29 protein-coding genes and 3 pseudogenes are annotated in these 25,848 nt (G+C 62.1%); 10 read left to right on the top strand and 22 right to left on the bottom strand.

Annotated elements, in window-relative coordinates:
• Window positions 1–44: 44 nt before the first annotated feature.
• From PQR42_RS13660 to PQR42_RS13645, 4 genes are all read right to left on the bottom strand, one after another.
• Window positions 45–785: a GntR family transcriptional regulator gene (locus PQR42_RS13660; RefSeq protein ID WP_408204289.1), complete on the bottom strand. Its 741-nt coding sequence runs from the start codon at window positions 783–785 to the stop codon at window positions 45–47.
• 313 nt (window positions 786–1,098) lie between these two features.
• On the bottom strand, window positions 1,099–2,025 hold the full coding sequence (gene ldcA, locus PQR42_RS13655; RefSeq protein WP_408204288.1) for a muramoyltetrapeptide carboxypeptidase: 927 nt from the start codon (window positions 2,023–2,025) through the stop codon (window positions 1,099–1,101).
• Between the two features lie 28 nt (window positions 2,026–2,053).
• Window positions 2,054–2,632, bottom strand: coding sequence for a tRNA adenosine(34) deaminase TadA (tadA, locus tag PQR42_RS13650; protein ID WP_408384617.1), 579 nt, complete (start codon window positions 2,630–2,632; stop codon window positions 2,054–2,056).
• A 140-nt stretch (window positions 2,633–2,772) separates the two neighbouring features.
• Window positions 2,773–3,174, bottom strand: coding sequence for a DnaJ family domain-containing protein (locus PQR42_RS13645; protein WP_132374168.1), 402 nt, complete (start codon window positions 3,172–3,174; stop codon window positions 2,773–2,775).
• Window positions 3,175–3,436: 262 nt separating this feature from the next.
• Between PQR42_RS13645 and PQR42_RS13640 the strand changes: the two genes are divergently transcribed.
• Window positions 3,437–3,670: a hypothetical protein gene (locus PQR42_RS13640; RefSeq protein ID WP_408204286.1), complete on the top strand. Its 234-nt coding sequence runs from the start codon at window positions 3,437–3,439 to the stop codon at window positions 3,668–3,670.
• Window positions 3,671–3,714: 44 nt separating this feature from the next.
• On the opposite strand, the gene PQR42_RS13635 is transcribed toward PQR42_RS13640, so the two are convergent.
• Window positions 3,715–4,320, bottom strand: a complete 606-nt coding sequence (locus tag PQR42_RS13635; RefSeq protein ID WP_408204285.1) for a 2'-5' RNA ligase family protein — start codon at window positions 4,318–4,320, stop codon at window positions 3,715–3,717.
• A 332-nt stretch (window positions 4,321–4,652) separates the two neighbouring features.
• Between PQR42_RS13635 and PQR42_RS13630 the strand changes: the two genes are divergently transcribed.
• Together PQR42_RS13630 and PQR42_RS13625 are read left to right on the top strand one after the other, a co-directional pair.
• Window positions 4,653–5,861 (top strand): putative DNA modification/repair radical SAM protein, encoded by a 1,209-nt coding sequence (locus PQR42_RS13630; RefSeq protein WP_408384282.1) that lies wholly within the window; start codon window positions 4,653–4,655, stop codon window positions 5,859–5,861.
• Between the two features lie 9 nt (window positions 5,862–5,870).
• Window positions 5,871–7,340, top strand: a complete 1,470-nt coding sequence (locus PQR42_RS13625) for a UdgX family uracil-DNA binding protein (protein ID WP_408384284.1) — start codon at window positions 5,871–5,873, stop codon at window positions 7,338–7,340.
• A 62-nt stretch (window positions 7,341–7,402) separates the two neighbouring features.
• On the opposite strand, the gene PQR42_RS13620 is transcribed toward PQR42_RS13625, so the two are convergent.
• The 8 genes from PQR42_RS13620 to PQR42_RS13585 all read right to left on the bottom strand — a co-directional run bounded on the left by PQR42_RS13620 (window position 7,403) and on the right by PQR42_RS13585 (window position 13,625).
• On the bottom strand, window positions 7,403–7,918 hold the full coding sequence (locus PQR42_RS13620; protein WP_408384286.1) for an Ohr family peroxiredoxin: 516 nt from the start codon (window positions 7,916–7,918) through the stop codon (window positions 7,403–7,405).
• A gap of 23 nt (window positions 7,919–7,941) precedes the next feature.
• Window positions 7,942–8,697 carry an SDR family oxidoreductase gene (locus PQR42_RS13615; RefSeq protein WP_408493648.1) on the bottom strand — a complete coding sequence of 252 codons (756 nt, stop codon included), beginning with the start codon at window positions 8,695–8,697 and terminating at the stop codon, window positions 7,942–7,944.
• Window positions 8,698–8,938: 241 nt separating this feature from the next.
• Window positions 8,939–9,949 (bottom strand): LysR family transcriptional regulator, encoded by a 1,011-nt coding sequence (locus PQR42_RS13610; protein WP_408204280.1) that lies wholly within the window; start codon window positions 9,947–9,949, stop codon window positions 8,939–8,941.
• Between the two features lie 102 nt (window positions 9,950–10,051).
• Window positions 10,052–10,459 carry a cupin domain-containing protein gene (locus tag PQR42_RS13605; RefSeq protein WP_408384290.1) on the bottom strand — a complete coding sequence of 136 codons (408 nt, stop codon included), beginning with the start codon at window positions 10,457–10,459 and terminating at the stop codon, window positions 10,052–10,054.
• Window positions 10,460–10,530: 71 nt separating this feature from the next.
• Window positions 10,531–11,010, bottom strand: a complete 480-nt coding sequence (locus PQR42_RS13600) for a carboxymuconolactone decarboxylase family protein (RefSeq protein WP_408204278.1) — start codon at window positions 11,008–11,010, stop codon at window positions 10,531–10,533.
• 186 nt (window positions 11,011–11,196) lie between these two features.
• Window positions 11,197–12,078 carry an RNA polymerase sigma-70 factor gene (locus PQR42_RS13595; protein WP_408384292.1) on the bottom strand — a complete coding sequence of 294 codons (882 nt, stop codon included), beginning with the start codon at window positions 12,076–12,078 and terminating at the stop codon, window positions 11,197–11,199.
• An 11-nt stretch (window positions 12,079–12,089) separates the two neighbouring features.
• Window positions 12,090–12,527, bottom strand: a complete 438-nt coding sequence (locus PQR42_RS13590) for a hypothetical protein (RefSeq protein ID WP_408204276.1) — start codon at window positions 12,525–12,527, stop codon at window positions 12,090–12,092.
• A gap of 195 nt (window positions 12,528–12,722) precedes the next feature.
• Window positions 12,723–13,625: an AraC family transcriptional regulator gene (locus tag PQR42_RS13585; RefSeq protein WP_408384294.1), complete on the bottom strand. Its 903-nt coding sequence runs from the start codon at window positions 13,623–13,625 to the stop codon at window positions 12,723–12,725.
• Between the two features lie 98 nt (window positions 13,626–13,723).
• On the opposite strand from PQR42_RS13585, the gene PQR42_RS13580 reads away from it, so the two are divergent.
• A complete protein-coding gene (locus tag PQR42_RS13580) occupies window positions 13,724–14,467 on the top strand; it encodes an SDR family oxidoreductase (RefSeq protein WP_408384297.1) in 744 nt (247 codons plus the stop codon).
• A 305-nt stretch (window positions 14,468–14,772) separates the two neighbouring features.
• On the opposite strand, the gene PQR42_RS13575 is transcribed toward PQR42_RS13580, so the two are convergent.
• A complete protein-coding gene (locus PQR42_RS13575) occupies window positions 14,773–15,291 on the bottom strand; it encodes a hypothetical protein (RefSeq protein ID WP_408384299.1) in 519 nt (172 codons plus the stop codon).
• Between the two features lie 30 nt (window positions 15,292–15,321).
• Window positions 15,322–15,780, bottom strand: a pseudogene (locus tag PQR42_RS13570) (UdgX family uracil-DNA binding protein); the annotation flags it as partial.
• Window positions 15,781–16,069: 289 nt separating this feature from the next.
• Between PQR42_RS13570 and PQR42_RS13565 the strand changes: the two are divergent.
• The 3 genes and pseudogenes from PQR42_RS13565 to PQR42_RS13555 all read left to right on the top strand — a co-directional run bounded on the left by PQR42_RS13565 (window position 16,070) and on the right by PQR42_RS13555 (window position 18,606).
• On the top strand, window positions 16,070–16,669 hold the full coding sequence (locus PQR42_RS13565; protein ID WP_408204273.1) for a ParB-like protein: 600 nt from the start codon (window positions 16,070–16,072) through the stop codon (window positions 16,667–16,669).
• Between the two features lie 52 nt (window positions 16,670–16,721).
• Window positions 16,722–17,594, top strand: coding sequence for an endonuclease/exonuclease/phosphatase family protein (locus PQR42_RS13560; RefSeq protein ID WP_408384300.1), 873 nt, complete (start codon window positions 16,722–16,724; stop codon window positions 17,592–17,594).
• A gap of 154 nt (window positions 17,595–17,748) precedes the next feature.
• A pseudogene (locus tag PQR42_RS13555) lies at window positions 17,749–18,606 on the top strand (YihY/virulence factor BrkB family protein).
• Between the two features lie 193 nt (window positions 18,607–18,799).
• Here the strand turns inward: PQR42_RS13555 and PQR42_RS13550 are convergent.
• A complete protein-coding gene (locus PQR42_RS13550; protein WP_408204271.1) occupies window positions 18,800–19,063 on the bottom strand; it encodes a DUF2934 domain-containing protein in 264 nt (87 codons plus the stop codon).
• A 74-nt stretch (window positions 19,064–19,137) separates the two neighbouring features.
• Between PQR42_RS13550 and PQR42_RS13545 the strand changes: the two genes are divergently transcribed.
• Window positions 19,138–19,461: a hypothetical protein gene (locus PQR42_RS13545; protein WP_408384302.1), complete on the top strand. Its 324-nt coding sequence runs from the start codon at window positions 19,138–19,140 to the stop codon at window positions 19,459–19,461.
• A gap of 327 nt (window positions 19,462–19,788) precedes the next feature.
• A complete protein-coding gene (locus PQR42_RS13540) occupies window positions 19,789–20,133 on the top strand; it encodes a hypothetical protein (protein ID WP_408204269.1) in 345 nt (114 codons plus the stop codon).
• Between the two features lie 373 nt (window positions 20,134–20,506).
• Here PQR42_RS13540 and PQR42_RS13535 read toward each other — a convergent pair whose 3' ends face one another.
• The gene (locus tag PQR42_RS13535) at window positions 20,507–21,172 is read right to left on the bottom strand and encodes a protein-L-isoaspartate(D-aspartate) O-methyltransferase (protein ID WP_408204268.1); all 666 of its coding nucleotides are present in this window, start codon (window positions 21,170–21,172) and stop codon (window positions 20,507–20,509) included.
• Between the two features lie 200 nt (window positions 21,173–21,372).
• Entirely contained in the window at window positions 21,373–22,557 is a 1,185-nt protein-coding gene (locus PQR42_RS13530; protein ID WP_408384304.1) for an acyltransferase family protein, read from the bottom strand.
• A gap of 104 nt (window positions 22,558–22,661) precedes the next feature.
• Here PQR42_RS13530 and PQR42_RS13525 point away from each other — a divergent pair.
• Window positions 22,662–23,128: pseudogene (locus PQR42_RS13525) on the top strand (sodium-independent anion transporter); the annotation flags it as partial.
• 117 nt (window positions 23,129–23,245) lie between these two features.
• Here the strand turns inward: PQR42_RS13525 and PQR42_RS13520 are convergent.
• From PQR42_RS13520 to PQR42_RS13505, 4 genes are all read right to left on the bottom strand, one after another.
• The gene (locus PQR42_RS13520; protein WP_165923826.1) at window positions 23,246–23,404 is read right to left on the bottom strand and encodes a hypothetical protein; all 159 of its coding nucleotides are present in this window, start codon (window positions 23,402–23,404) and stop codon (window positions 23,246–23,248) included.
• A 27-nt stretch (window positions 23,405–23,431) separates the two neighbouring features.
• Window positions 23,432–24,175: an acetoacetyl-CoA reductase gene (phbB, locus tag PQR42_RS13515; protein ID WP_408384305.1), complete on the bottom strand. Its 744-nt coding sequence runs from the start codon at window positions 24,173–24,175 to the stop codon at window positions 23,432–23,434.
• Window positions 24,176–24,332: 157 nt separating this feature from the next.
• Window positions 24,333–24,902, bottom strand: coding sequence for a TIGR01841 family phasin (gene phaP / locus PQR42_RS13510; RefSeq protein WP_408204264.1), 570 nt, complete (start codon window positions 24,900–24,902; stop codon window positions 24,333–24,335).
• A gap of 235 nt (window positions 24,903–25,137) precedes the next feature.
• The gene (locus tag PQR42_RS13505) at window positions 25,138–25,335 is read right to left on the bottom strand and encodes a hypothetical protein (RefSeq protein WP_408204263.1); all 198 of its coding nucleotides are present in this window, start codon (window positions 25,333–25,335) and stop codon (window positions 25,138–25,140) included.
• Between the last annotated feature and the right edge of the window lie 513 nt (window positions 25,336–25,848).

Here is a 25,848-nt window from a genome sequence, read left to right as displayed (position 1 = left end):
CAGTGCGGCGCGCACCGGTAACGGGCGCACGCCGGCCGCCTGCCTTAGCCTGGCGCGGACTTCGTCTTCGATGAATCTCGGGCTGCACCGTTGAGTGCGCCGAACACTTCATGCAGATCGGCCGCGCCACGCGCGGGGCGGTCCAGCATCTTCAACTCGACGCTTTGCAGATGGCGCGACATCAAGGCCGCCGCCTCTTTTGCATCGCCGGCGTCGAGCGCGGCGAGAATGGCTTCGTGGTCCTCGAACGAGCATGGGCTGCGTCCAAGCGACTCGTACAGCGCGGAAATCAGCGTGGAGCGCGCCACCAGACCGTTCAGGCAGTCGCACAACACGGCGTTCCCGGTGAGTCCAGCCAACTCGGTGTGAAATTCGCCCGACAGACGAATCCACGCCGGAAAATCACGTGTTTCGAACGCTTTGCGTTCCCGGCCGATCATGCTGCCGATGCTCTTCAAACGCCGCATGCCGTGACCGGTGCAAATCTTTTCCACCACCGCCAGCTCGATGATGCGGCGCATCTCGAACACTTCGTGCACTTCCTGCAGCGACGGGCTCGCGACGAACGCCCCGCGATTCGGTTCGAGATCGACGAGGTGGTCGGTGGCCAACTGCGCCAGCGCCTGTCGGATCGGGCCGCGCTTCACGCCGAATACTTCGCACAACTGCGCTTCTGTCAGCTTGGATCCCGGCGCGAGCCGATGCTCGAGGATCGCGGCGCGGATGCGCTCGGCGATCACTTCGGGTTTCGAACTATTCGCGGCGGCGGACTCTGTGTCGGACATGATGTTCGTCTCGGTATGTAGGTCATCATAGGATGGACATAAAGATTGTCAACAATTTCTGTCTTGAATTTCGACAATCTTCGCGGTGAAGGCAAGCTGGCGGGCAGGCGGCACCGCTTACGTGCCTAGTGCTGTCTCAGTACGAGTTTAATTAGGTAAGGCGGAGGTCGTCTATTGGTGGCGAATTTTGTCAACAAAATTGAGGGACCTTCACGAGGCGTTCTGTCGGCGGTAGGCGGCAGAACTTGACCGTTAGTTGCGTTATTTGCCTTAAAAAGAAAGCGGCAAACGCCCGCTTCCCTTCTCCGCCGGTTCAGGCGAGGTACGGATAGCCCGACAAACTCAGTTTAAACCCATGCGCGTCGGCGACGAGATGCGCGTCCGCGCCCACCGGCAGCGTCAGCATGTTGCGGACATGCCCGAATTGCAGGCCAGTGACGACCGGAATGCCGATCACCGACCTCACCTGCTCGATCATGGCCTGCAGGTCGTAGCCATTATCGTAATCGTAGGGTTTGGCGCCGGAGAAATCGCCCAGCACGAGCGCCTGTTGCTGCGCGAGGATGCCGGACAGGTGCAACTGATAGATCATCCGCTCGACCCGGAACGGTTGCTCGTTGACGTCCTCGACAAACAGGATGCCGCCCTGCACCGGCGGCATATACGGCGTGCCGATCAGCGATGCCAGCACCGCCAGATTGCCGCCCCACAACATGCCCGAGACGTCGACCGGTTGCGCTTGCGGCGTGTTGCTCGAGATCGTCATGGTCGGCTTCGTCAACGCCGACCAGAAGTGCTGCATGGTGAATGCGCTGAGTTCCTCCGCGCCGAAGTCGCTCATCACCATCGGACCGCCAAAGGTCTTCACGCCGGCGCGCGCCAGCAGCGCAAGCTGGATCGCGGTGAAATCGCTGTGTCCCACCAGCGCGATCGGCTGATCGGTCAGCCGCCGCTGCAGCCCGTCGTAATCGAGCCCGTGCAGGATGCGCACCGCGCCGTAGCCACCGCGCACCGCCAGCACGATGTCCGGCAACTTACGCGACGGATCGGCAAGCCGGTTCAGATCGGCCGCACGCTCGCCATCGGTGCCGGCAAAGCGCTGGTAGCGACGCCGCGCCGCTTCCACGCCCTCGACGCGGTGCCCCTGCGTATGGAAGCGCTGCAACGCGCGATGCAGCACCTCGGGGTCATGCGGATACCCGGACGGCGCGATCAGTTCGATGGTGCGATGGACGGTCATTGGCAAGACCTTGTTGGACGTTGTTGTTTTAGAGCGACTCAGCCGGGCCCGGTTCGCCGCCTGCGGCGGCACGTGCCGCCGCGCGTGCTACGCGGCTCGCGCGCCGCCGCTCGGCAAAGAACGACTTGAGCGCGGCGCCACATTCATTTTCGAGCACGCCGCCGATCACCGTGGTGTGATGATTCAACTGCGGATTACCGAACGCATCGACGACACTGCCGCACGCGCCGGTTTTCGGATCGCGCGCCCCGAACACGACGCGGGCGATGCGTGCGTGCATGATCGCGCCCGCGCACATGAGGCACGGCTCGAGGGTCACGTAGAGTTCGCAGCCCGGCAGACGGTAGTTCTCGACGGTTTGCGCCGCGGCGCGCAACGCGGCCATTTCCGCATGTGCCGACGGGTCGTGCCCACCGATCGGGTGATTGAAACCTGTGGCAATGACTTCTTCGCCGCGCACGAGAACTGCACCGACGGGCACTTCGCCGGCAGCGCGCGCCTCTTCGGCGGCGGCTTGCGCCAGCGCCATGAAGCGGCGATCGCGTTCCGAGACTTCGGGGACAGCGGAAGATGCGGGCGGCTCGCCAAGGGTGGGATCTGAATTCACCGAGGCGGCAGCAGCATCCGAATCGGTCGTAGCCAATTCAGCGACTCCGCTAACTGAGGCTTGAGAACCCAGCACATTCAGCGCACCGTGAGACTCGACAGAATCCGAATCCGGCACGGCGGCGTGGGCAAGCGGCTCGCTCACTGCGAACCCGCGTCTGCCGTATTGAGGTTGCCGGCGCGTTCGGACAACCGCTCGGCAATGCGCCGGCAGTATTCGCGCGGCAGAACCAGCGGGCCGCCGCGCAACGATTCAAGTGCCATATCGAGCGCCAGCATGCGCGCCTGGAGACGGCAACGGGTAGCCTGGTCGCTCACGGCATTCAACTCCGCTTGCAGGTCGCGCAACGCGCGCAACTGCTCGACAGCGGGCGGCACGAAGCCCGCATTCTTCAAAATCCGGTTGGCGACGCGCACTTCTTCGGGGACCAGAGCATCGTCGTCCAGCGACAGCGGCGCGCCCGCGCCCGGTAACTCGTCGAACTCACCTCGCGCTGCGGCGGCGGCAATACGCTGTTCGACTAACGCATCAAGCAATTTCATCTGCAATCCACTACGTTGCGGCCCAAGCATTCTATCAGGGAGCGCACGATCGTTCCGCTTCTCGAACCGACGAAACCTCCTACGTTTTCAGATTCTGCGTATTTGAGGGCCCTAGGGTCGTGCGCTAGCCTCAGCGATTCGCGGCCGCTCTGCATGCCGCCCCATTTTCCCCGCCGAAACCTTCAAAAAAACTTTCGACGAACGACGCCGTTCGCACCTTTGCTCGCGGCGCCCCAAAGCCACTGACCTTATGAAATCCCAAATGATCGACTCGAGCCTCAACCACGCCACCATCACTTTCGACGCCGGAATCAGCCCGCATCCCGCCGCAGACTCCGCACACCTCGACGAACGCACTCTCAAACCGAGGTTGCGCGCGACGCTAGCCGCCGTGACCGTGTCGCTCGCGCTATCCGGTTGTGGCGTGTTCTGCGGCGGCGCAGGCGGCAGCGGTGGTGGCTTCGCCGGCGGTTGCGCGACCGGCATGCGGTTCTAGCCCGGCGCCCGTCGGCACGCCGCCGTCACCTTGGAGGACGCGCGCTACGACGCGGTGCCCGCCAAAGTCCATCGAGCCAGCGCGACATGCCGCGTACGCCCGAGCAAGCTGTGCATCAACGCAAACTCACGCACATTCCAGCAGACCGGTTCGACGGGACGCGCCGCGGCCCACGGCATGCCGTACGCCAGCGTGACGTGCGGCGTGTAGTGCGCCGCGGACGAGACTGCGTGATCCCCCAAACCAGCATTCTGCAATGCATGGCCCAAGGCGTCGTGCAGCATGTGCAGGCCGGCGACGCCCTCGCCTCCGCCCAGCACCAGCGGTCCCGGTCGCGGCTTCGACGCAAAGCTGACCGCCGTGTCGAATTCGACGCTAAACGGCTCCATTCTGATCGACGCAGCCGCTTGCATCGCCGCATCGACTCGCTCCTGCGGCAAACCGCCCGCGAAATTTCCCAGGTGATGCAAGGTGACATGCAGACGACCCGCCGCAAGCGGCTTACTCCGCGCGCGCGTCTCCCCGCAAAGCTGTTGCGCGAGCTTCGAGATGCTGGCCGCTGTGGTGGCATCGGGAAAGACGGCGAAGAACAGACCGTCTGTCGGCGTTGGCGGCGCCTCGAGCCCAGGCAACCAGAGTTGTTCAGGCATGGCGTTCCTGACCGGAAAAAGCCGGCATGTAGATGAGTCTCCGTTCATTGTGCGGGCTCACCCGCGTACCTGATCTATTCAGACCGCTCGACTGTGCGAGGTTCCACGATCGCCTTGTTATTCATCCCATCGCGACATCTGGAGAAGTAGTTTGCTGCAAGCGAACACCACGCCATTCGGCATTGGCTCAATTCCCGTTGTATCGCTTCTGCCCGCCCCGCATGTTCACCGGGCACGCCCCGTGGACCAACGCCCGTTTCCCATTAAAAACCGCTTGCAGTCGCGACCCGCCCACGTACAATACTGTACATCCATACAGTATTGGCGGCAACGTGGAACTGCTCAAAAAGCTGGAAGTGTTGGCCGACGCGGCGAAGTACGACGCGTCATGCGCAAGCAGCGGCGCACCCAAGCGCGGCTCTCGCGGCATTGCCGGTTTGGGCGCCAGCACCGGCGCGGGCATTTGCCACAGTTTCACGCCAGACGGGCGCTGCGTCTCCCTGCTGAAAATTCTGCTCACCAATTTCTGTTTGTACGACTGTCAGTACTGCGTCAACCGGCGCTCGAGCAACGTGCCACGCGCGCGCTTCACGCCCGAGGAGGTCGTCGAACTGACGCTGGATTTCTATCGGCGCAATTACATCGACGGGCTGTTTCTGAGTTCCGGAATCATTCGGTCGTCGAACTACACGATGGAACAGCTCGTGCGCGTCGCCCAGTCGTTGCGTGAGGATCATCAGTTTCGCGGCTATCTTCATCTGAAGACAATTCCCGACGCCGATCCACAGTTGATTGCGCAAGCCGGGCGCTACGCCGACCGGTTGAGCGTGAACATCGAGCTGCCTACGGACGGTAGCCTCGCGCGGCTCGCGCCGGAAAAGAACGTCCGCACCATCAAGCTCGCCATGGGCTCGATCCGTCTTGCGCAGGAAGAAGCGCATAGCGACGCCAGAGCGCCGAAGTTCACGCCCGCGGGCCAGAGCACGCAGATGATCGTCGGCGCGGATCAGACGAACGACAGCACGATCTTGCAGACCGCCGCGACGCTCTACGGATCGTACAAGCTCAAGCGCGTGTACTACTCCGCCTTCAGCCCGATTCCCGATAGCCCTTCCGCACTGCCCGCTCAGGCGCCGCCGTTGTTACGCGAACATCGGCTGTATCAGGCCGATTTCCTGATGCGCGGCTACGGCTTCAGTGCGGACGAGTTGTTCGAGCAACCCGGCAACCTGTCGCTCGATATCGATCCGAAGCTCGCGTGGGCGTTGGCGCATCGCGACCAGTTTCCGGTCGACCTGAACCGCGCGCCGCTGCGCATGATCGCGCGTGTGCCGGGCATCGGCATGCGCAACGCGAAACGCCTGGTCGAGTTGCGGCGCTCGCGCCGTGTGCGCTACGAGGACCTCGTGCGGCTGCGTTGTCCGCTGGAGAAGATCAAGCCGTTTGTCGTGACGCAGGACTATCGCGTGGCGCTGCACGATGCGTCGTCGGCTCGATTGCGCCGGGTGTTGGCGCCGCCGGTGCAACTGGCGTTGTTGTGAAGCGTCGCGATGCGTTCCATCGTTATAGAAGATCATTTCGTCGCGTGGCGCGCCGCGTCGCTTGGCGCTCTAGGCGAAGGCCTCGCGCCGGAGACGATCGAATGGCGCGTCAAGCAGGAACCTGAGGCGTCGCAGGAGCAGGCGCTGTTCGACTATGGCGCGACATCCGAGCAAGCAAAGCCCCGACCCACTGCCGTTCATGTTTCGAAGGAACTGGCGGCGCTATTGCAAGACGCCGCGCTGTACCGCGAATCACAGCGCTGGGCGTTTCTATACAAGGTCCTATGGCGTTGGCAACACGGCGACCGCGCGGTCGCCTCGCCGGCAGACGCAGATGGCGCACGGCTCCATCGCATGGCCAAAAGCGTGTGGCGTGCCAGGCACGACATGATCGCGTACGTACGGTTTCGCAAGCAGACATCCGCGTCAGCGGTGCAGACACCCGAATACATCGCCTGGTACGAGCCGGAGCATGATGTGCTGGCGTGGGTCGCGGAACACTTTGCGCAACGCATGGGACGCTCCACCTGGATGATCACGACGCCACGCGGCGCGGCCTTCTGGGACGGTCAGCAACTGCATCTGGAGCAACGCCGCACCCTGCCCGCCGACCATCGTAGCGATACCGCGGACGAAGCCGAGGCGCTATGGCTCGCCTATTACCGCAGCACGTTCAATCCGGCTCGGCTGAACGAAGCGGCGCTCGAACAGCACATGCCGGTACGCTTCTGGAAAGGTCTGCCGGAGGGTCATCTAATCCCCGCCATGATCAGTGAAGCGAAAAGCGGCGCGCGCCGCGTGGCGCAGGCGAGCGGCGTCGGCGCGCTGGGCGGCAAAACCATTCCGATCGAAGCGGACATGGCGCAACCGGTCCGCGACCAACCCTCGTCGCTCGATACATGCCGGCGCTGCGACTTGTGGCGTAACGCGACGCAAGCTGTCGGCAGTTCGGGGCCGAGCGACGCGCGCATCATGCTGATCGGCGAGCAGCCAGGCGATCAGGAAGATCTGAGTGGTCAGCCGTTCGTCGGGCCGGCCGGACAACTGCTGACGATAGCGATCACGCGCGCCGGGCTGTCGCGCGACCAGGTTTATCTGACCAACGCGGTGAAGCATTTCAAATGGGAACCACGCGGCAAACGCAGGCTTCACAAAACGCCGGGACAGCGTGAGATCGAAGCGTGCTCTTACTGGCTCGAGCGTGAATTGCACACGGTGCGCCCGGCGGTGATCGTCGCGCTTGGCGCGACGGCGCTCACTGCCTTGCTGCGCGGGAAAGTCAGCCTGAGAGACCATCTCGATGCGCCGTTCAGAGTGGAAGGCGGCTGGGGCATCGCCACCTATCATCCGTCGTTCGCGTTACGGCAACAGAATGACGCAGACCGCGACAAAGTGCTGGCCGAGATCAGCAACGCGCTGATCCGGGCGCGTGAGCTGGCCGAATCCGCCACGCTGACTGCCACGAAACCGCAGCAGTAAAAAGAGCCCCCCTTTCCGATGTCCATAGAACATCTCACCTCTGGGAACATCTTCACGCAACGTCACGATTCCCCGGCGTCGTCTTGCGGCGCCAGCGCGACGACATTCCCGATTCCCTGCCGCGCCATCTTGGTGTAGGGGCAAAAGCGTTCGGTGTTGCGAACCAGTTCCTCGGCAACGACACGCTCGACACCGGGCAATCGAATACGCGTCTGCGCGCTCAGGATGAACAGGCCGTCCATCGGGTCGCGGCCAAAATCCACGGTGACTTGTACCGAGGCATCGGGAATCGGAATGCTCGCCTGTGCCGCAAGCAGACTCAGCGCGCCATGAAAGCAGGCCGCATAACCCGCCGCGAACAGTTGCTCCGGATTGGTGCCGCCGCCAGGCCCGCCCAGCGCCTTCGGCAACCGCAAGTGGACTGCGAGATTGCCGTCATCAGAACGGGCGATGCCCGACGCGCGCCCGTGACCCGCGTCGCCGCCTGTTACGGTGACGGTGGTCGAATACAGCGTTTGGGGGGCGCGCCCGTGATACTTGTCGAGCAGCGTCAGCGGCGGTGGACGCAATGTGGTCATGGCGCGCCTCGTCGGCTCGTGGCTTATTTCGCGGCTTGCGTCTGGGCGAACCACGCGTCGAAGTTCATCGTACCGAGACGCGGGTTGGCGCCGGGGACGAGCGTGTCGTCCTGCAACTTTGCGCCGAAATAACGGGCTTGCGGGTCTTCGGCGACCTTGCGCGAGTCGTGCGTCGCCAGGAGGAAACGCCGCACCATGTCGGCGAGCCGCACGCGTTCCGGGCCCGCGATCTCCGCGATGCCGTTGCGCGGTTCGCCGGCGGCAAAGTCCGCGACGGCTGCCGCCACATCATCCGATGCGATCGGCTGGAAGAATGCCGGAGACAGCCTGATGGTCTGGCCGTCGCTACCCGATTGCGCGATGCCGCCAAGAAACTCGAAGAACTGGGTCGAATGGACGATCGTGTACGGCACGCCCGATTCGCGGATCAGCTTTTCCTGAGCGATCTTGCCGCGGAAATAGCCGCTTTCCGCGAGCCTGTCGGTGCCGACGACAGAGAGCGCGACGTGATGCTGTACGCCCGCGGCAATCTCCGCCGCAAACAGATTGCGTCCGGCCGTCTCGAAGAACTCGAGCACGGCGGCATCTTCGAACGACGGTGAATTGGCCAGATCGACCACGACATTCGCGCCCGTCAATGCCTCTTTCAGGCCTTCGCCAGTGATTGTGTTCACGCCCGATGCGGGCGACGCGGCAACGACCCCATGACCGCGCGCGCGAAGATTCTTGACGACTTTACTGCCGATGAGTCCCGTGCCGCCGATCACGACGATCTTCATGATGTCTCTCCATGAGCTTGTGCGCGGCTCTCGCGCCGCCGCCAATTGTTCGACTCCGGCTTGCATCGCATTGCTGATAGTGCGGATGAATTTGCCGGTGCTTTGCCGAACGGGCCGCGATTCGCGTGCCGTCCGTACAGAAAGCATGGTAGGCATGCACTGCGTCATGCGGTAGGGCCGCAGAGGGACGCACCGTGTTGCATGACGAGCACCAATCAACGCAAAGGTCGTTCAGATGCCGTCACGCGACCGTCGACAACGACGATCGCGTCGTCATCGTAGTCAGACACTGCAGGTCGAGCGCTCTCGTGTGCTCGGTCATGTAATCGACGAACACGCGGACCCGCGCGGGAAGTTGCTTGCGGCTGAGATAGCAGATGTAGTGGCCACCATCTTCCGGCGCGTGCTGCGCGAGGCAACTGACCAACTGCCCGTCGCCCAGCCGGTCGCAGACCTGATACGCCGGCAACTGCGCGATGCCCAGCCCGTCCAGCACCGCCTGCACGATCAGATCCGGGTCGTTGAATGTGTGCTGTGCAACGGTCTGGCGCCGCTGCGGCAGACCGTCGACCTTGAACTCCCACTCACTGATGCGGCCGGACGCGGTCAGGAAGTTGATGCAGCGATGATCCGCCAGCTCATCGACATGCCTCGGCAACCCGTGTTGTCGTGCATAAGCGGGCGACGCGCAGACGAGCATTTGCATCGGAATCAGCTGGCGCGCCACGATGCCGCTGTCTTCCATGCGCCCCTCGTGGAACGAAACGTCGACGCGATCGGCCGTGAAGTCGGCGGGTCGATCGTTCAGCAGGAGTTCGAGGGCGATCTCCGGATAGCGCGTATGAAAGCCCCGCAGCAGCGGCGCGACGATCTTGCGGCCGAAGCCCGGCGTCGAGACGATGCGCAGATGGCCGCGAGGCGGCCCGTTGCGCAGTTCCCGCATGTCTTCCAGCGCCTGGGCGATGCGCTCTATGCCGGGCTGACAGTTCTCGTAGAAGAGCTCGCCCTCGCGCGTCAACGACGTGCTGCGCGTTGTGCGCAGGAAGAGGCGCGCGTCGAGCTGAGCCTCGAGTTTCTGCACGTTACGGCTAACGGAGGAACGCCCGATGCCGAGGCGATCGCCCGCGCGGGCGAAGCTGCCTTCGTTGGCAACGGCGAGAAAAGAAATGACGCCGGCGTAGCTGGTCGCAAAACTGCTTGCGAACGGGTCGGCGGCGCCGGCGATAGGACGGCGTGGTGGATTGTCTGACATGGAAGCGCGGTTCGTAAAGTCCATAGCGACTAGACGTATCAGCGCTGCCATTTGTGACACAGTCCGCCATTTTTTTAAACCGGATGCGGCGCGCAGAGGCGGCTATTTCTCCGGAACGAGAACGGGCGCGCCCTTGTCCTTCAGCAATAGCACGAGGAACCTGGCCGGCTTCGTCTGGCTTGCGTTGCGTCCGACCGTGTGAACATCGTTTGGACCTTCATAGAAGGTCTGTCCGGGTGTCAGCGTGACTGCCTTGCCGCCCTTGACCTGCATCACGATCGATCCTTCCAGTACATAGATAAACCCGTGCGCATGATGCCGATGGACGGGATCCGCCGCGCCCGGCGGGTACTCGACGGCGATCATCAAGGCTTCCTTGCCCGGATAGTCGTCGAGCGGCTGCGTCATTAGCGGCGTGACGATTGCGGCGGGCGCCTCGGCGCGGGCCACACCCAACGACGCGCCCACGACGACGAGCGCGGCCAGAGCAGTATTTCTCAAACGAAGCATGATAGTGTGCTCCTGCGTAACGCGGCCCGCCCGCGCGGGCCCAAACTGAAGAAGCGGCGAAACGCGTCCGCTCAGACGAGGTTCGCCTTATCCAGACCGAATGCCTTGTCGGACGAACCCGGCACCGTCTTGAACGCGACGTTCGCGCGGTTCCATCCGTTGATCGCCATCACTTCGAACGTCAGGTCCGAGAGTTCCTTTTCGGAGAACTGGGTACGCACGCGCTCGTAGATTTCGTCGGACACGCCGTGTTCGGGAAGCCTGGTCAGCACTTCCGTCCACGCCAGCGCGGCGCGTTCGCGCGGTGCGAAGAGCGTCGACTCGCGCCACGTCGCGAGGTGATGGACACGCAACTCGCGCTCGCCGTGCATGCGCGCTTCCTTCACGTGCATGTCCAGACAGAATCCACAACCATTGAGTTGCGACGCCCGGATCGATACCAGGTCGCGGATCGATTCTTCGATTGTGCTGTCTTTCAGGAGATTGCTGAGTTCGAAAAACTTCTTGAACAGTTCCGGCGATTGCTGCACATAGTTGATACGCTGCGTCATGATTTCTCCTGGCGACGATGAGTGGCCACCCTGCCTTGCGGGTGCCGTTAGCGGCAATGAGCCGCACGAATTCATCGTAGGCCAGGGCGGCGTGTCACGGTAGGCCGATGGACGCGCTCACGGTGTTGCCCGGGAGACACCAATCGACGTGTCGGGGCGCACCCGCGTCAAAAGAGAGATCGGCGTTCAGCCGTTGGCGTGTGCTGCCGCGATGCGTGCGAGCTTGTCAGGGTTGCGCTGCACATGGATGCGAACGATGCGCTCGCCGTCTGTTTCGAACGACTGTGCCGATTCGAGTTTGCCTTCAATAAAACGCAACAGGGCCCATTGACCGTTGAGCACCACGAGCTTGACGCTGAGTTCGCCGCCATAACGCCGCGACGACGCGTAGAAAAGCTGCGCGATGCGCCGGCCGCCCGCCATCGGTTTCGGGAAGCTCGGGACTTTGCCGCCGCCGTCGCCGATCAGCATCGCGTCGTCGGCCAGCAATGCGTTGATCGCGTGGAAGTCGCCGCGCTGCAGCGCCTGCGCGAACGTTCGCAGCAAACGCAGATGCGTCTCGCGCGGTACCACATAGCGCGGACGTTCGTCGCGTAGTTGCGTTTTTGCACGGCTTACCAGCTGACGGCACGCCGCCTCCGTCTTGCCGATGGCTTGTGCGACTTCGTCATAGTCGGCGTCGAATACCTCGCGCAGCAGGAACGCCGCTCGTGCCTCCGGCGTCAGCCGCTCGAGCAGCGCCAGAAAAGCCACCGAGACGTCGTCGGCGCGCTCCGTGGCCTCCTCCGGTGTGGCCGGTATGTCCGTCATCTGCGGTTCGGGCAGCCAGATGCCCGCGTAGTGTTCGCGTTGAATCTTCGCCGCGCGCAAACGGTCGATGGACATCCGCGTCGTGACCGCGACCAGCCACGCCTCCGCGTTATCGATGGCTTCACGGGCTGTCGCATGCCAACGCAGCCAAACGTCCTGCACGATATCTTCAGCCTCGGCAACCGACCCCAGCATGCGATACGCAATCTTCTGCAGTCGCGGGCGCAGCCCGTTAAAGGCGCGTGCGTCGTCGTCCATGCACCGACTTCCTATTTTTCCCGCAGCGACGCGACATATTGCTTGGCTGCTTCGTTGCCATGCGCGAGCGCCCGTGACGCAAGAGAAAACCCCACCTGAGTTTCATGGGCGACTGCGCTGCGGTCTTCATCGAAGACTTTTGCCGCGCGCCGCAGATGTTGCGCCGCCTGCCCATGAAGTTCCGACGCCGCTGCATGATGTTGCGCAGCAGTCAGGCCGCTATCAACGGACCCGGCCGGCAATGGAGCGCCTGAATGCTTGGCGGCGAGATTGGACTCTTCGATGGCATACAGTGCATGGCCTTGCGCCAACACGGCCTGATGAGCGGCGTGATCGTAATTCTTGGCCGCCTCGTAGTACTGCGATGCCTCCCGATGAAATCGCGCTGCCTGCTCGTGATGCGATGCAGCAGCATCGAGATGGACTTTTTTACCCTGCTTCGTATTCATGGCAGATCCTCCTGGAGCGGCCTCGCTCTGCAGCAATGCCGGAGACACTCGAAGCTGACTGGTACAGGCCTGATTGGCAAGAGCGTCTCGCGCCGAATGCATGACTTGTTCTAATCGACGTTGCAATTCACCGCGAACAAATACTACCTGAAAATGTGCAGGCAACTCGACCGCATCCGGCGTACGTTACCGGCGTCACGTGTCCCCCTGCTCGTGCGCGTACTGGGTCGGCGGTAGTCCGACATAGCGAGTGAACGCGACACTGAACGCACTCGCCGAACTGTAGCCGACGCGCTCCGCTATTTTCGCGACGCCGCTGTCTTTGCGTCGCAGCAGGTTCTTGGCCAAGGCCATGCGCCAGGACAACAGGTATTCCATCGGCGCGACGCCTACCGCGCGGCTGAAGCGTTCGAAAAATGCCGAGCGGGAAAGCGCGGCTGCTGTCGCCAGTTGCGCAACCGTCCAGGACTTGTCAGGACTTTCGTGCATTTGACGTATGGCCAGCGCAAGACGTCCGTCGGCGAGTCCGCGCACGAGGCCGGGCGACGCCGCAGTTCCCGTCGACCGCAGCGCTTCGATGAACAGAACCTCGAGCAGGCGCGCGAGCACGACGTCCCGCGCGGGCCGCTGCTCGCGAGACTCGTCCCTCACGAGCTTCACCAGGGTGGCCAGCCTGCGCTCGCCCCGAACATGCACGAGATCAGGAAGAAGCGACACCAGCAAGGCCGCGTCCGGCGAACCGAACACGCAGTGGCCGACGAGCAGTTGAACGTCAGCCGGGTCGCCCTCGACGCCCAGCCTGAATCCGCCATCGAGCAACGCGACGGGCGAGGTATCGGTGTCCTCCGGCTCAGGCGGCTCGAGACTCGACATCGTGAAGCCGCATACCTCCGGGATCAGAACGAAGTCGTCTGCCTGAAGGATGATCGGCTCGTGCCCGTTCGTGACGAGCCGGCACGAACCATCGAGGATCACGCAGTAGAACGGCTGCCCGGCTTCCGGGCGGCGAACACGCCAGCGACCCGCGCCGCTGACCACCTTCGAGAACGTGGCGGCCGGCTGCAGCAGCGTGACGATCTCGGCGAGAGGATCGACCATAACCGGACTCCTTCGAATGAAAACTGGACGATCGATTATAGCAAGTCCGGTGGCGGCGACTTATCGTGTGGGTACCGCCACCCTCTATTGGAAACTCCATGAAAACCGTCCTGATCACCGGATGCTCGTCCGGATTCGGCCTCGAAACCGCCCGCTATTTCCTCGATCGTGACTGGCGCGTCATCGCCACCATGCGCATGCCGCGCGAGGATGTCCTGCCGCGCTCCGAGCGTCTGCACGTGCTCGCCCTCGATGTGACGGATCCGGAAAGCATCCGTCACGCCGTGGATGCGGCCGGGCCGCTCGACGTGCTCGTCAATAACGCGGGAATTGGCGTGCTGAACGCCCTCGAAGGCACTGCGATGGACATCGCTCGTGAAGTCTTCGAAACGAACACCCTCGGCACGATAGCGATGACCCAGGCGGTTCTGCCTCAGTTTCGCGAACGGAAAGGAGGCGTCGTCGTCAACGTCACCTCGAGCGTGACCTTGAGGCCGCTCCATCTGCTCTCCGTTTACACCGCCAGCAAGGCGGCGATCAACGCGTTCACCGAATCCGTCGCGCTGGAACTCGAACCATTCAATGTGCGCATGCGCCTGGTCCTGCCGGGACGCGCGCCGGAGACTCGCTTCGGCGAGAACGCGCAATCCCGCATGCAGAGCGGCGTTCCCGAAGCGTACGCAGATCTGGCGCAGCGCGTCTTCGCCCATTGGCAGCAGGAGTCGGCGATCACACGCTCGCTCGATGTAGCGCAAGCCGTGTGGCGCGCAGCGAACGACCCATCCAGTCCGCTTCGCATCGCCGCCGGTGCTGATGCTGTCGCGTGGGCCAATTCACGGTGAAGCGGGCGCGCAAACGCCGGCGTATGTCGTCGCGCCAGGGTTGACGTTGCTATCCGAGCGATTTCCGACAATTCATGCTGCAGCCAGCTATAGCTGCGCCGGCAGTTAAAAGCGCAATGACCCGTGATGCGGACGAGAGCGGACCACGAGATTTGTCACGCGTCCGACGCATGGGTCGTTTCCGCTTGTGAAAGCGGTTGGCGCCCAGGTCCGGGAAAATCGCAAACTGCCTGTCCCCTCTTGACCTTGGCGCGCCGACAGATCTCTATGCCGCGTTGCGCCAACCTCTTGCCTCGAGTGGGCTGTCACGACTTCTTCGTACGCGGCAGCGCCGCATTCAGAAACGGATTGAAGCCGCCCGATCCCGCCGGCGTATCGACTTTGTTCGAGCGACGTCGCTTGCCTGGTTGTGTGCTGCCGGACAACTGCGCCAGCAGTTCATCCGCGCCCGCGCCCGCGTCTTCGTCTGCGTCTGCGTCGGCCGTTTTTCTGCTTCTGGCGCGCCGCGGTTCAGCCTCTTTGGCCGTTCCACTCGCAGCGCTAGTCGAGAGCGCGGCTTCCGCGATGTGTTCGACCACCGTCATGAACGACGTTGAAGCCGACTGCAGATCATCGCGCGGAAGCATCGTCTGTACGACGATTTCATGCAGTGAGCGGCCATCGACGGAACGGCCGGCGGAAGTGCCATGCCAATCGACACCCGCCTGCGCGAACGCGCCAATGACACGCTCGAGCACCGCGGGCGAGAGTACGCCGCCGTCGTAGAGGCTAATGACCATTCGCTCGAAAATTGCAAACGGAGTTGATGGGGAAGCTTTCGGCACGAGTTCTCACTCCTTGATGGTCCCGTTGTTTATCGCCTCGCAGTCAGGCGGCCCATACGCAACGATCACGTGCGCCGCTGTACTCCGGAGTTCCTGTTCAAGCCAGTAACCGCATGCTTCGATCTCCCGCTGTCCGGGCGTTTTGTGCATGCGACGCTTGCCACGCGGCGTCCACTTGAAATGTTTGACGGCGTTCGTGACATAGACCTCTTTGCGTTCCAGCCCGGCCTCTTCGAGCGCTTTATCGAGCAGTGCTCCCGCCGGTCCAACGAACGGTCTGCCCTGCACGTCTTCGGCATCCCCTGGCTGCTCGCCAATCAGCATGATCGTCGCGCGTTTCGGTCCTTCGCCGGGCACCGGTTGTGTCGCATTGCGCCATAGCGCGCAACGGCGGCACTCGTCTAATGTCGCCGGTTGCTGGTCTCGCTCGACATTCGGATCGGGCTGCGTGCTGCCGCGGGTACGGCGCGTCGGTTTGTCTTCAGACATGGTCGGTTTTTGGGGAGCCGCAAAACGTTGCGAGGCGTCGAAGGATGCAACGTCTGCTATTCGTGATTGCATGCCGCTATGGCTTGATCTGGAAGCAAAGCACAGGCCCGGCTGATTGACGTTCACCGCACGGCGCGACAATGCGTGAGCATCGGTAATGGCGGATGCCGCGCATGCATCCTGCTCCTTGGCTCCGACGGCATGCATCTTGCGACACGCTCCGAACAGCGCCAACTCTGGTCGACCGCCTTGCATGGGACCAGAGTAAGACCGTCGACAGGAGACCGGCATGACCACACTGAAAATCGAACGCCTACGCCCCACCCAGCTGACACACGGCGCGCGGGAGGTCCGCGAAAAAATCAAGCAATACAAAGCGCTGAGCGGGCACGATCTGGAGATGGCCATCGCCGAAAAACCGATACCCATCGTCTACGGTCCCGGCGACGCGCCGTTTGCGATCGATCATCATCACGTGGCCGCCGCGCTCTGGCACGTGGGCGTCAAGTCCGTGCCGGTCGTTTTGGTCAGGGATCTTTCCTCTTATTCGCAGGCGTCTTTCTGGCTCAGCATGGAAAACGAACGGTGGACGTACCCGTACGACGCCGAAGGCAGACGTCGGCCGTTTTCCGATTTGCCGAAACACATCTGGGCCCTGCCCGATGATGAGTACCGCAGCCTCGCAGCGGCGGTCCGCGATGCCGGCGGCTATGAGAAAACCAGTGTCCCTCTGGAAGAATTCCGCTGGGCGGACTTCTTTCGCTCGAATCTGTCGCGGCCGGACAGCGACGAGAAATTCGCCGCGCTAGTGAGCAAAGCGATCAGACTGGCAAAGAGCAACGCGGCGCTGGGATTGCCCGGCTACCTCGGTCCGGATACGGACGGCTAACCTCTACGCCAAAGGGACCTGCAGGCGTAAGCCGAATGGAGAAGAAACCGCCATGAAACTCGTCGATTGGAATGTTCAATGGGGACGCGGCGTGGACGGCCGGGTCGACCTCGCCCGAATCGTGCGCGAAGCGCGTGCACTGTGCGATTTCGACATCCTCTGCATGCAGGAGGTCACGCGCGGTTTTCATGAGGACCCGGCGTCGGGCGGTTTGGCCGGCGGGCCATCCGCCGATCAATTCGCCGAACTGGCCGCGTTGCTTCCGGAATTCACGGTGCTCGACGCAGTGGGCGCCGATCTTCCGGCGCTCGGCGCGAGCCACCATCGGCGTCAGTTCGGCAATGCGATCATGACGCGCTTGCCCGTCAGGCAAGTGTTTCGCCACTCCCTGCCCTGGCCCGCGGATCCCACCAAGCCGTCGATGATGAGAGGCGCGCTCGAAGCCGTGATCGAAACCGATATTGGCGCGATACGGGTGGTCTCCACGCACCTCGAGTTCTATTCGGAGAAGCAGCGGCTCGCGCAGCTCGCCAGATTGCGCGAACTGCACAGGGAAGCGTGCGACCACGCGCGAGCGCCCGCCAAGGCAGAAAAAATCGACAGCCCGTTCTCCGACACCGCACGGCCTACGAGCGCGGTCGTCTGTGGTGACTTTAACAGTGCGTTCGAAAGCAGCGCGTATTGCCGGATGCTTGAACCAATTGCCGACGCCCCCCGTTTTATCGATGCGTGGGCCAGCGCGCACCCTCGCGAGCCGCGCGCCCCGACAGTGGGTTTATATGATCACGAGCAGTGGCCGGAGGGTCCATTCGCCTGCGATTTCATTTTTGTAACCGAGGACCTGACATCGCGCATTGCAGCTTGCGAGGTCGATCCGGACAGCGAGGCCTCGGATCATCAGCCGATGTGGCTCGAATTGCACTAGGCCTCGACGAAGAAGGAGTGTCTGACGTCCCGCGGCTCGGAAATTGCTCGACGCCAGGACACTGAAGGCAACGAGCCGGCGGGAGAGCAACATGGAATATCAGCGACGCAACGCGGGCTCCCGATCCAGCTGAGCAGGCAGCGCAGTGGCCGTCATGAGGGACGCCGTCGAACGATTTTCGTCGGATCGGTGCGCGATGATGGGCGCGAGCATCGGTTTCTACTCCGCGTTTTCGCTGGCTCCGACTTTACTGATCGTCCTCGCGATTACGGGCTGGTTCGTCGGCCGCGACATCGCGCAGGGGCAATTCTTCGGTCAGATCAGGCAGTTGCTCGGCAATGAGGCCGCCAGTGCGATGCAGGCTGTCGCCGAACACGCGCATCGTTCGAGTGGTAGTGGCATGGCGGCGGCGTTCTCTGTCGTGCTGCTTCTCGTCGGGGCTTCGGCGACGTTTTCCTGCCTGAATACAGCACTCGATGTCGTCTTCGCGGCGAAATCGCCTCAAGGCCTTGCCGGCCTGGCATGGGTGATACGGGCGCGACTCGTCTCGCTCGGCCTGCTCATGGGGCTCAGCTTTCTGCTGGTGGTCTCGCGCTGGCCTCGACGCCGCGATACAGACAGCCGGCAGTGCTGTTTTCGGTAGCTCGACGCTTAGCGTTGTTGCCGACGCGTCGCGCAGTCGATTTTTGGCCTCGTGATACTGACTTTCGGACTCGGCGCGCTGATCAAGTGGCTCCCCGACAAGCGGGTCAATTTCCGTTCCGCGTTGATCGGCGGGGCCGTCGCGGCGTTGCTGTTTACCGTTGGCAGGCACCTGTTCGGTTTATACCTCGCGCACGCTGGAACGGCAGGCGCATTCGGCGCAGCAGGGTCGCTCGCTGTACTGATGATGTGGTTATATTTTTGCGCCATCGTTTTTCTTTTCGGCGCGGAGGTCACTGCTTCGCTATGTCAAACGCCGAAAGACGGTAATGCCGCGGACGTCAAGGCTCGCTTGAACGCAGCGCATTGAACGAACAAAAAGACGACCGGCGAACTGGGCATCCGAGGCCGCAAGCTTCCGGTGTCAACTCTCTATAGCGCGTCAGCCGCATCAACAGCAGCGCGATCCTGTCTACTCCGACAATGTAGTTCGCATGGTCGGATTGGGCAGCGCCGAGCCGTATTTGCGAGCCACGTCCTGGAACCCTCCGGCAGCGCCGACGCTACCGTTTTCCTTGAGTTGCTGCATCCGCATCGCCGTCTGGCGCGTCCTGCAGTTGGTCTTCCGGCGCGATCCGCCCGCCCCGCTCCCGTTCCGCCGATTGATCGGCGCTGAGTTCGGGACTGTCCTGCGCATCATCACCCTCGGCTTCGATCTGCCGGCGCGCTTCCTCCCAGTGCTTTTCCGCGTTGCTGTCCGGTGACGGATCGTTTTCCCAGAGCTGATACGCCCGGGTACGAATGCGGGCTTCGAGATCGTTGTCCATGCTGCGTTTCTCCATAAAATGCGCGCGGCAACGCGCTATAGATGGCGTGCGGCAATGCGAGCCGGGATCGCTGCGTGTCCGGCGCCTTGCTGTCGTTCGCTGCTCGGCCCACGCGCGATGGCCATGAAGGTGAGACGCGCGCCCACCAGAGCTACTGGCTCGCGCCTGATGCGCCGCCGCTCATGCCACTCGCGGCAGACGGAGCGCTCATTGCTCCCGTGCTGCTGCCGGCATCAGCACCTGCACCGCTACTGCTGTTGTCGGCGCGCTTGCAGCCGGCTGCACCCATCGTCAGTATCACGATTGCCGTGAGCACCATGACGTTCCTGAAGTTCGATTTCATCGCAGAATCTCCTGCATGGTTCGTGGTCGCTGCCAGACAACACCGGCCCCTTTAATGGCGCAATAAACATGCCCAAAGATGCATCGCGAAGATGCGGTTTTCACACGGCCTGGGATGCGTCGCACAAGTTGCAATGCAGCGTAAAAATTCGCTGGCATACGTGTTTCTTCTATAAACCGCTAAGGGATTGAGCCGTCCATATCGCTGGTTGCCCTTCTCCTCGACCGAGCAGGCAGCATGGCAATGACACGCCACGCCCCGGCGCGCAGTCCTAACGTTCGATGAACTCGCGAACTATAACGATACTCATACAGCGGACGTCCTGCGAGCGGCCGATCGGCTCTGGCTCCAGTCCCGCATGACCGGCCATCCGGAGTTCAGAATGCAATCGACCGACGAGCAAATCGAAGCGGCACCGGACGATCCCGCCGCAAAGGGGATGACGGCTCGGGACAGCACACCGCTCCAGCACGATCGTTACCGGCTCACCGTGCGTGCAAAGGCAGGCAACTTGAGGGTCGTTGCCGCGTGGCAGGTTCTCGGTTGCGAGGCGCCCCAGGCGGACCACGTTCGGATCCGTGTGGATCGCCGTCACTGCTTCGAAGAAATGACCATTACGTTCGCGGCGGTGTCACCCGATACACTCGCGGCGATGGTGGGCCGCCTGATCGCGCTACCGTGGGCGCTCGATGCGTACTTTTGTCCCTGCGCATTGCCTCAGGGGTAAGAGCTCTTCCGCTGGATTGCGCCTCCTGACGAGTACCTCACGCGCACGCGCGCCGCGGTCGATGGATCGCGTGAAGAACTCACGAATCCGTGTCCGCCCTCGGCGATGACGCACTGTTGCCAATGCCGTTGTGTCCACCCGGAATAGCGATTCCGCTGTCGTCCTTGCGCGAGCATCCGCTACACGACGCGGCGATGACAACGATGAGAAGAATTTTCGTCAATGTGCTGACCATTGTGATCTCCACTCGCATAGCGCACCCGGCATCGCGCGCGGCCGCTGAACATGCGCGGGCGTCGCAGCCAGTTCACGGACAGATGCATCGGGCGGACTCTTCGTAGACGCTTCGGATGATATCTACACCCGCACCGACTTACTTCCCTGCGATATCGCCCCAGCCCTGAGCACCAATCAACGGTACAAAACGCACAAGGTCGAGCATTTCCTCGTGGTAAGTCGTGCTGCTGTCGCGAGTCAGCCGGATCAGCCGCTGATGCTCCGGACCCGGACCCACCGGCATCACGATCCGGCCGCCTATCTGCAGTTGCGCGCTCCACGCGGGCGGCACGCCCGGGCCGGATGCGGTGGCGACGATTGCATCGAACGGCGCACGCGCCGGCAGCCCGAGCGTGCCGTCCGCGGTGTAGACGTTCACGTTGTCGTAGCCGAGCGTGCGGAGCCGTTCCATAGCGCTCTCAGCCAGTTGCGCATGACGCTCGACTGTATCGACGCGTGCAACCATTTCCGCGAGCACGGCCGCCGCGTAGCCGGAACCCGTGCCGATTTCCAGTACACGGTCGTCCGGCTTGAGCCGTGCCGCCTGCAGCATCCGCGCGACCATGAACGGTTGCGTGATGGTCTGGCCGGCTTCGATCGGAAGCGCTGCGTCCGCATAAGCCCACGCGCGCAGATCGGGACTCAAAAAGGCCTCGCGCGGCACGCGCCGCATCGCGTCGAGAATGCGCGGCTCCACAATGCCGCGCGCGATCAGTTGCCGCTCGACCATCGTTTCGCGCGACACCGCTAGATCTTCATGCACCGTGCTTCTCCCCTCGTTGTGCAGCGGCTCGCTGTCCGGGGGCTGCCTAACCATACATCACCATAGCGCGGAAAATGCCAGAAGACATGACCTGAGAAAGAAGACACGTGTGTTCGCGGCAGAATTCCGATTTTGATCCATGACCCGCCTATCTTTTTCAGCAACTGACGTGCCTCACGGTCGCTTGCACGTCCAGCTCATCAGGCCCGGCTACGCCGATGAAAGCGCCGGTCGACATGGGTGAGGATGCTGCGCGACAGACGCGTCGCGCGTCCCTGAATCATGCGGTCGGAGGCGCGCGAGAACACATACGACGCGGCGAGCACTGCCAGCACGGTCGCGACGAAGAGCACAAGCGACGTCTCCCGGCCGCTCTGCCCGAACACGCCTTCGAAAAAGTGCAACGTCACGTAGACGCAAATGAAGTGCCACAGGTAGATACCGTAACTTTCTCGGCCGAGCGCGTCGGCACAGCGGCGGATGTAGGCGCCGCGAGCATTGTCGCCCGGCGCGGGGCGGTTGCGCGAGCAGACGAATAATAGAAACGCGACTGCGCTGCAGGCGGCGACAACCGGCGCGAGTTCATGTGCTTTCGCAAGCCACACGCCGAGCGCCGCTGTCGCGAGCGCGAAACCCGAGCCGAGCGAATAAATCAGCCACGCCGTGCGCCGCGTCACGCTGGACGTGCCCGTCAGATGCGAGCGGAACGCGTACCACGCCCACATTCCAACGATGAAGCATGGCCCTTGCACCGGCGGCCAGAAGTAGCTGAACGAGTTGTTCGTTACATGACAGTCGAGCGTGCCGTGACAGTCGCCGATCGACAACGCCACGACCGACAGTGCCAGCAACAACACCGTCGCGATCAGCAAGCGCGTGCGGTTCATCGCGACGAAAAACAGCAGCGGCGCGATCAGATAGAACAGCATCTCGACACCGATCGACCAGCCGCCCGGCACCACGTTATTGATCGCAGTCGGTGACAGCGCATGCAGAAACAGCACGTTAAGCAGGATATCCGTTGCGCCGTGGGCACCGAGCACCCATGCGGGTTCGTAACCTGAGCGCGTCGCGCCGTAACTGATCAGTCCATACACGGCGATCGCGGCGTAATACATTGGGGCAATGCGAAAGAAACGCTTGATATAGAAACGCAATGTCACGTGACGCGGGCCCGCGCAACGTTCGTGGTCCGCTTCAAGTGTCATAAAAATCGTGATCGCGCTGATCACGAAGAACAACTGCACGCCGTATTGGCCCATGCGCGCCAGCAGCGTGACGCTGTGCGGCAGATTGGGAAACTGGAACGACAGGTGTACTGCAACGACACCGACGATCGCGAGCGCCCGACCGACGTCGAGCGCGGCAACACGTCCTTTTTCCATCGATACATCCTCCTCGCGGTTCGTGCCGGCCGATCAGGCGACGGCGAGCTTCGTGGACAAGGCACGCTCCGAGGAAGTTCCTACCTTTTGCCACAAAATGGGGCCTCGGCCTGCTCGAGGTGCGCGGCGTGTGGCGGCTTTATCGACTGAGTGCAAGCGAGATTGTGCAATCGATCGCGTGTCTGGTCGGTGTCGCGATGGTCGGGCTCGTTATGCCGCGATGGGATGCGCCGCTCTTCTTCGCCAACACGGAGATTTTTTGCGAGCGCATGCTGCAGCCCGTGCGCGAAGCACCGGCAAAAACCGCGTGGATCGTCATCGCAGCCGAACCGGTGACAGCGTCGACCTCAGCGCCGCCGACACGCTCGCCTGCCTCCATGACGAGCTGCTCGCATTGAACGTGACGCTATGCTTCGCGGAGTTGAAAGGGCCTGTGAAAGACAGCCTGAAACATTACGGTCTGTTCAAGATGTTCGGTGAGCGACACTTCTTTCCTGCTATCGCGCAGGCGGTGAAGCGCTATCTGGGATCGCATCCGGTCGGATGGCACGATTGGAAGGATCAGGCGTAGGCGTGTCGCGCTACCAAGGAAGTGTGTTTCATTGCGCCGGCTTCGGGGATTCTGCCGGTCGCGAGGACCGGCAGAATCCGCGGGCGGTCACCGCACCTGGAAGCGCGGTAGCGCAGTTCAATGCCGGGCGCTGCTCCAATGCCGCCAGTAGTGATGGTGCCCCATCTGTCTGAGTCGTTTTCGACGCATTTGCTCCTGGTGATAGTGAGCGGCGACGAACACGGCTGCCGTCGCCATCACGAACGAACCTACGGCGATTGCCACTGCTTCATTCATCGGAACCTCCATTGCTGACTATCCGCTTCATTGCAGGTGTTGACCGCCATTGATTGCAATGTTGGCTCCGGTCACGAAACCGGCTTCGCGCGAGCATAGGTACAGCACGAGTGCGGCGACCTCGTCGGGCTGTCCGAGCCGGCCGACCGGAATCTGCGGAATGATCTTCGTCTCGCGGATTTCCTCGGGCACCGCCATCACCATCTTCGTCGCGATATAACCCGGCGAGATAGTGTTGACCGTGACGCCTTTCTTCGCCACCTCGAGCGCCAGCGATTTCGTGAAGCCATGCATGCCGGCTTTCGCCGCCGCATAGTTGGTCTGACCGAAGCCGCCCTTGGACCCGATGATCGACGACACATTGATGATGCGGCCCCAGCCACGCTCGACCATGCTGTCGCATACCGGCTTCGTCATGTTGAACACCGAATCGAGGTTGGTTCGGATTACCGCGTCCCAATTGATCTTGTCCAGCTTCTTGAAGCTCGCGTCGCGCGTGATGCCGGCGTTGTTGATCAGGATATCGACCGGTCCGACTTCGGCTGCGATTTGCGCCGCGCATCTGTCGCACGAGTCGTAGTCGGCGACATCGACCTCGTATGCGCGAAACTGTCGCCCCTGCGCTTCCATCCGTGCGAGCCACTCGTTTGCACCGGTGTTGGCCGGCGAACAGGTGACTACGACCGCATACCCGGCGTCATGCAGCTTGATGCTGATTGCTTCACCAAGTCCGCCCATTCCACCCGTCACCACCGCGATCTGCTTTGCCATCGAATCGTCCTCGCAAAAAATCGGCCTCGTAGATATCTGGAGGCCACACTGCATTCAGTCAAGAACTTGATGTATCGGAAATGGACTGCGCCACTCCTTAAGTATTCCTTCCTATAAAATGAGAACGGCAACGCGGGCATCGCTGCCCGCGTCGGCCTTATCCCTTCGCGCCGGCGGCTACGGGAACCTGCTCGGCGTTGCGCCGCGCGGCCTTCGACGCCGTGGCTGTCACTGCATCGAAATTATTACCGGCGACCTGCACGGCCTGTTGCCCGGTCTTCTGCAGCGTTTCGTACAGGGTCGTAGTGGCGCCGATCGCGGACTTCCACGCTGCGATCGCTGCTTCGGAACCTGCCGGAGCGTTCTTCGCGGCTTCCTCGATGAAGGCCTGCACACGTGCGTTGTACCGCTCGTACTGCGCCTGTGCGAATTGAGTGACTTCAGCCTGCGTAGTCGAGGCGATATCGAATACTTGCCGGCCGTATGACAGCGATTTTTCCGTGAAAGGCCCGGTGAAACCCGATTGCAGCGCGAACCACTGCAGCGGGTCTGTCGTGCCGGGCGCCTTCGTCAGGTTGTCCTGCGCCTCGGCCAGCGTGGACCTGACGACCTGCAGGTTCAGCGCGGCCAATTTTTCGGCGCCTTCAAAGACCTTCCCGGTCAACCCGAAGAATGCGTCGAGGCTGGCTTTGGCGGCAGCGGCTTGCTCGGGACTCGATAGAGCCATGGTTGAATTCCTCAAAATTCGATCCGGTGCACGAAACCCCCGATCGGACGGGTGTGTTGCGACGGATCGCGATGGTGGATAAATCAAAGCGCAAGGACGCCTGTCAGGCAGAATGCGTCGCGAGAACTTCGACGGTCGTTACATCAACAGGCACTACAAACCAACCCGCAACCGAGACGTTTCATTCATGACTGTTTCTTCGGCGCGCTCGCCGGGAGGCGCACGCCGCAGATAGTTAGCGCATCCGGGCGACGGCCTTGAGAATGGAATCGCCGTCGCTTGTGACGTGAGCACGCGGGCGCCCTGAGGCAAAGTTTTCCAACGATATGAGTTGCCGCTCCAGCAGCGTATCGAGTTCAGCGCGGCCCAGTTCGATCTGGTCCGGTGCGTCCTTGATGAGCATCAAGGTGGCGAATTCATGGGGACTCAACATAGCGTCTCCTCGATTTAGTCTCTCTGCGCGGAGAGCATTAGTTACCTCTCCTGCGTGAATGCCGGCAAATATTCCTGCCGCCCCCTCCGCGAAGCAATCATGCGAGAAATCGAATCACGGAGACGCCATCATAACCGCTCAATTTTTGAACGCAATATGTGAAATGCTTTTTTTACGGCCTTCGGTTTTCTTTTTATATCGGAGGGCAACGCGTTGCATCTTCGTTCTGTCAAGGCCATTAGGGAAACGCCCGACTGGCTTGGATTCTATTTATTCGGATTGCATAATACTGTTTTAATAGCCCACTTACTTAACGGCACCTATTCAACGGCAATCTATTGGTCAATTTATATGTGAATATCGTATTTATAGGCCGCCAGCCTGTTGTTATCATTACCCCAAAATTGCGAAATATTTATGACAGCGCATGTATTAGTCTCGTTGCGTCGGGTATGACACGCGGGCTACCGTTCGGGAGCGCTCGGTGGGGCATGCCGGCCTACTGTCGTTTCG

Source organism: Paraburkholderia sediminicola (genome assembly GCF_046027355.1).
Classification (GTDB): domain Bacteria; phylum Pseudomonadota; class Gammaproteobacteria; order Burkholderiales; family Burkholderiaceae; genus Paraburkholderia; species Paraburkholderia sediminicola_B.
This window is presented reverse-complemented; position numbering and strand designations above follow the sequence as displayed.

Excerpts from the sequence above, each read along its gene's own strand:
- PQR42_RS13505 (WP_408204263.1), bottom strand. The coding sequence starts at position 25,335 with ATGTTGAGTCCCCATGAATTCGCCACCTTGATGCTCATCAAGGACGCA.
- PQR42_RS13620 (WP_408384286.1), bottom strand. The coding sequence starts at position 7,918 with ATGACCACATTGCGTCCACCGCCGCTGACGCTGCTCGACAAGTATCAC.
- PQR42_RS13580 (WP_408384297.1), top strand. The coding sequence starts at position 13,724 with ATGAAAACCGTCCTGATCACCGGATGCTCGTCCGGATTCGGCCTCGAA.
- PQR42_RS13560 (WP_408384300.1), top strand. The coding sequence starts at position 16,722 with ATGAAACTCGTCGATTGGAATGTTCAATGGGGACGCGGCGTGGACGGC.
- PQR42_RS13585 (WP_408384294.1), bottom strand. The coding sequence starts at position 13,625 with ATGGTCGATCCTCTCGCCGAGATCGTCACGCTGCTGCAGCCGGCCGCC.
- PQR42_RS13610 (WP_408204280.1), bottom strand. The coding sequence starts at position 9,949 with ATGTCAGACAATCCACCACGCCGTCCTATCGCCGGCGCCGCCGACCCG.
- PQR42_RS13645 (WP_132374168.1), bottom strand. The coding sequence starts at position 3,174 with ATGAAATTGCTTGATGCGTTAGTCGAACAGCGTATTGCCGCCGCCGCA.
- PQR42_RS13520 (WP_165923826.1), bottom strand. The coding sequence starts at position 23,404 with ATGAATGAAGCAGTGGCAATCGCCGTAGGTTCGTTCGTGATGGCGACG.
- PQR42_RS13530 (WP_408384304.1), bottom strand. The coding sequence starts at position 22,557 with ATGGAAAAAGGACGTGTTGCCGCGCTCGACGTCGGTCGGGCGCTCGCG.
- PQR42_RS13590 (WP_408204276.1), bottom strand. The coding sequence starts at position 12,527 with ATGAATACGAAGCAGGGTAAAAAAGTCCATCTCGATGCTGCTGCATCG.
- PQR42_RS13615 (WP_408493648.1), bottom strand. The coding sequence starts at position 8,697 with ATGAAGATCGTCGTGATCGGCGGCACGGGACTCATCGGCAGTAAAGTC.
- ldcA (WP_408204288.1), bottom strand. The coding sequence starts at position 2,025 with ATGACCGTCCATCGCACCATCGAACTGATCGCGCCGTCCGGGTATCCG.
- PQR42_RS13625 (WP_408384284.1), top strand. The coding sequence starts at position 5,871 with ATGCGTTCCATCGTTATAGAAGATCATTTCGTCGCGTGGCGCGCCGCG.
- PQR42_RS13565 (WP_408204273.1), top strand. The coding sequence starts at position 16,070 with ATGACCACACTGAAAATCGAACGCCTACGCCCCACCCAGCTGACACAC.
- PQR42_RS13635 (WP_408204285.1), bottom strand. The coding sequence starts at position 4,320 with ATGCCTGAACAACTCTGGTTGCCTGGGCTCGAGGCGCCGCCAACGCCG.
- PQR42_RS13605 (WP_408384290.1), bottom strand. The coding sequence starts at position 10,459 with ATGCTTCGTTTGAGAAATACTGCTCTGGCCGCGCTCGTCGTCGTGGGC.
- PQR42_RS13640 (WP_408204286.1), top strand. The coding sequence starts at position 3,437 with ATGATCGACTCGAGCCTCAACCACGCCACCATCACTTTCGACGCCGGA.
- phaP (WP_408204264.1), bottom strand. The coding sequence starts at position 24,902 with ATGGCTCTATCGAGTCCCGAGCAAGCCGCTGCCGCCAAAGCCAGCCTC.
- PQR42_RS13660 (WP_408204289.1), bottom strand. The coding sequence starts at position 785 with ATGTCCGACACAGAGTCCGCCGCCGCGAATAGTTCGAAACCCGAAGTG.
- PQR42_RS13540 (WP_408204269.1), top strand. The coding sequence starts at position 19,789 with ATGCAATCGACCGACGAGCAAATCGAAGCGGCACCGGACGATCCCGCC.
- PQR42_RS13600 (WP_408204278.1), bottom strand. The coding sequence starts at position 11,010 with ATGACGCAGCGTATCAACTATGTGCAGCAATCGCCGGAACTGTTCAAG.
- phbB (WP_408384305.1), bottom strand. The coding sequence starts at position 24,175 with ATGGCAAAGCAGATCGCGGTGGTGACGGGTGGAATGGGCGGACTTGGT.
- PQR42_RS13550 (WP_408204271.1), bottom strand. The coding sequence starts at position 19,063 with ATGGACAACGATCTCGAAGCCCGCATTCGTACCCGGGCGTATCAGCTC.
- PQR42_RS13595 (WP_408384292.1), bottom strand. The coding sequence starts at position 12,078 with ATGGACGACGACGCACGCGCCTTTAACGGGCTGCGCCCGCGACTGCAG.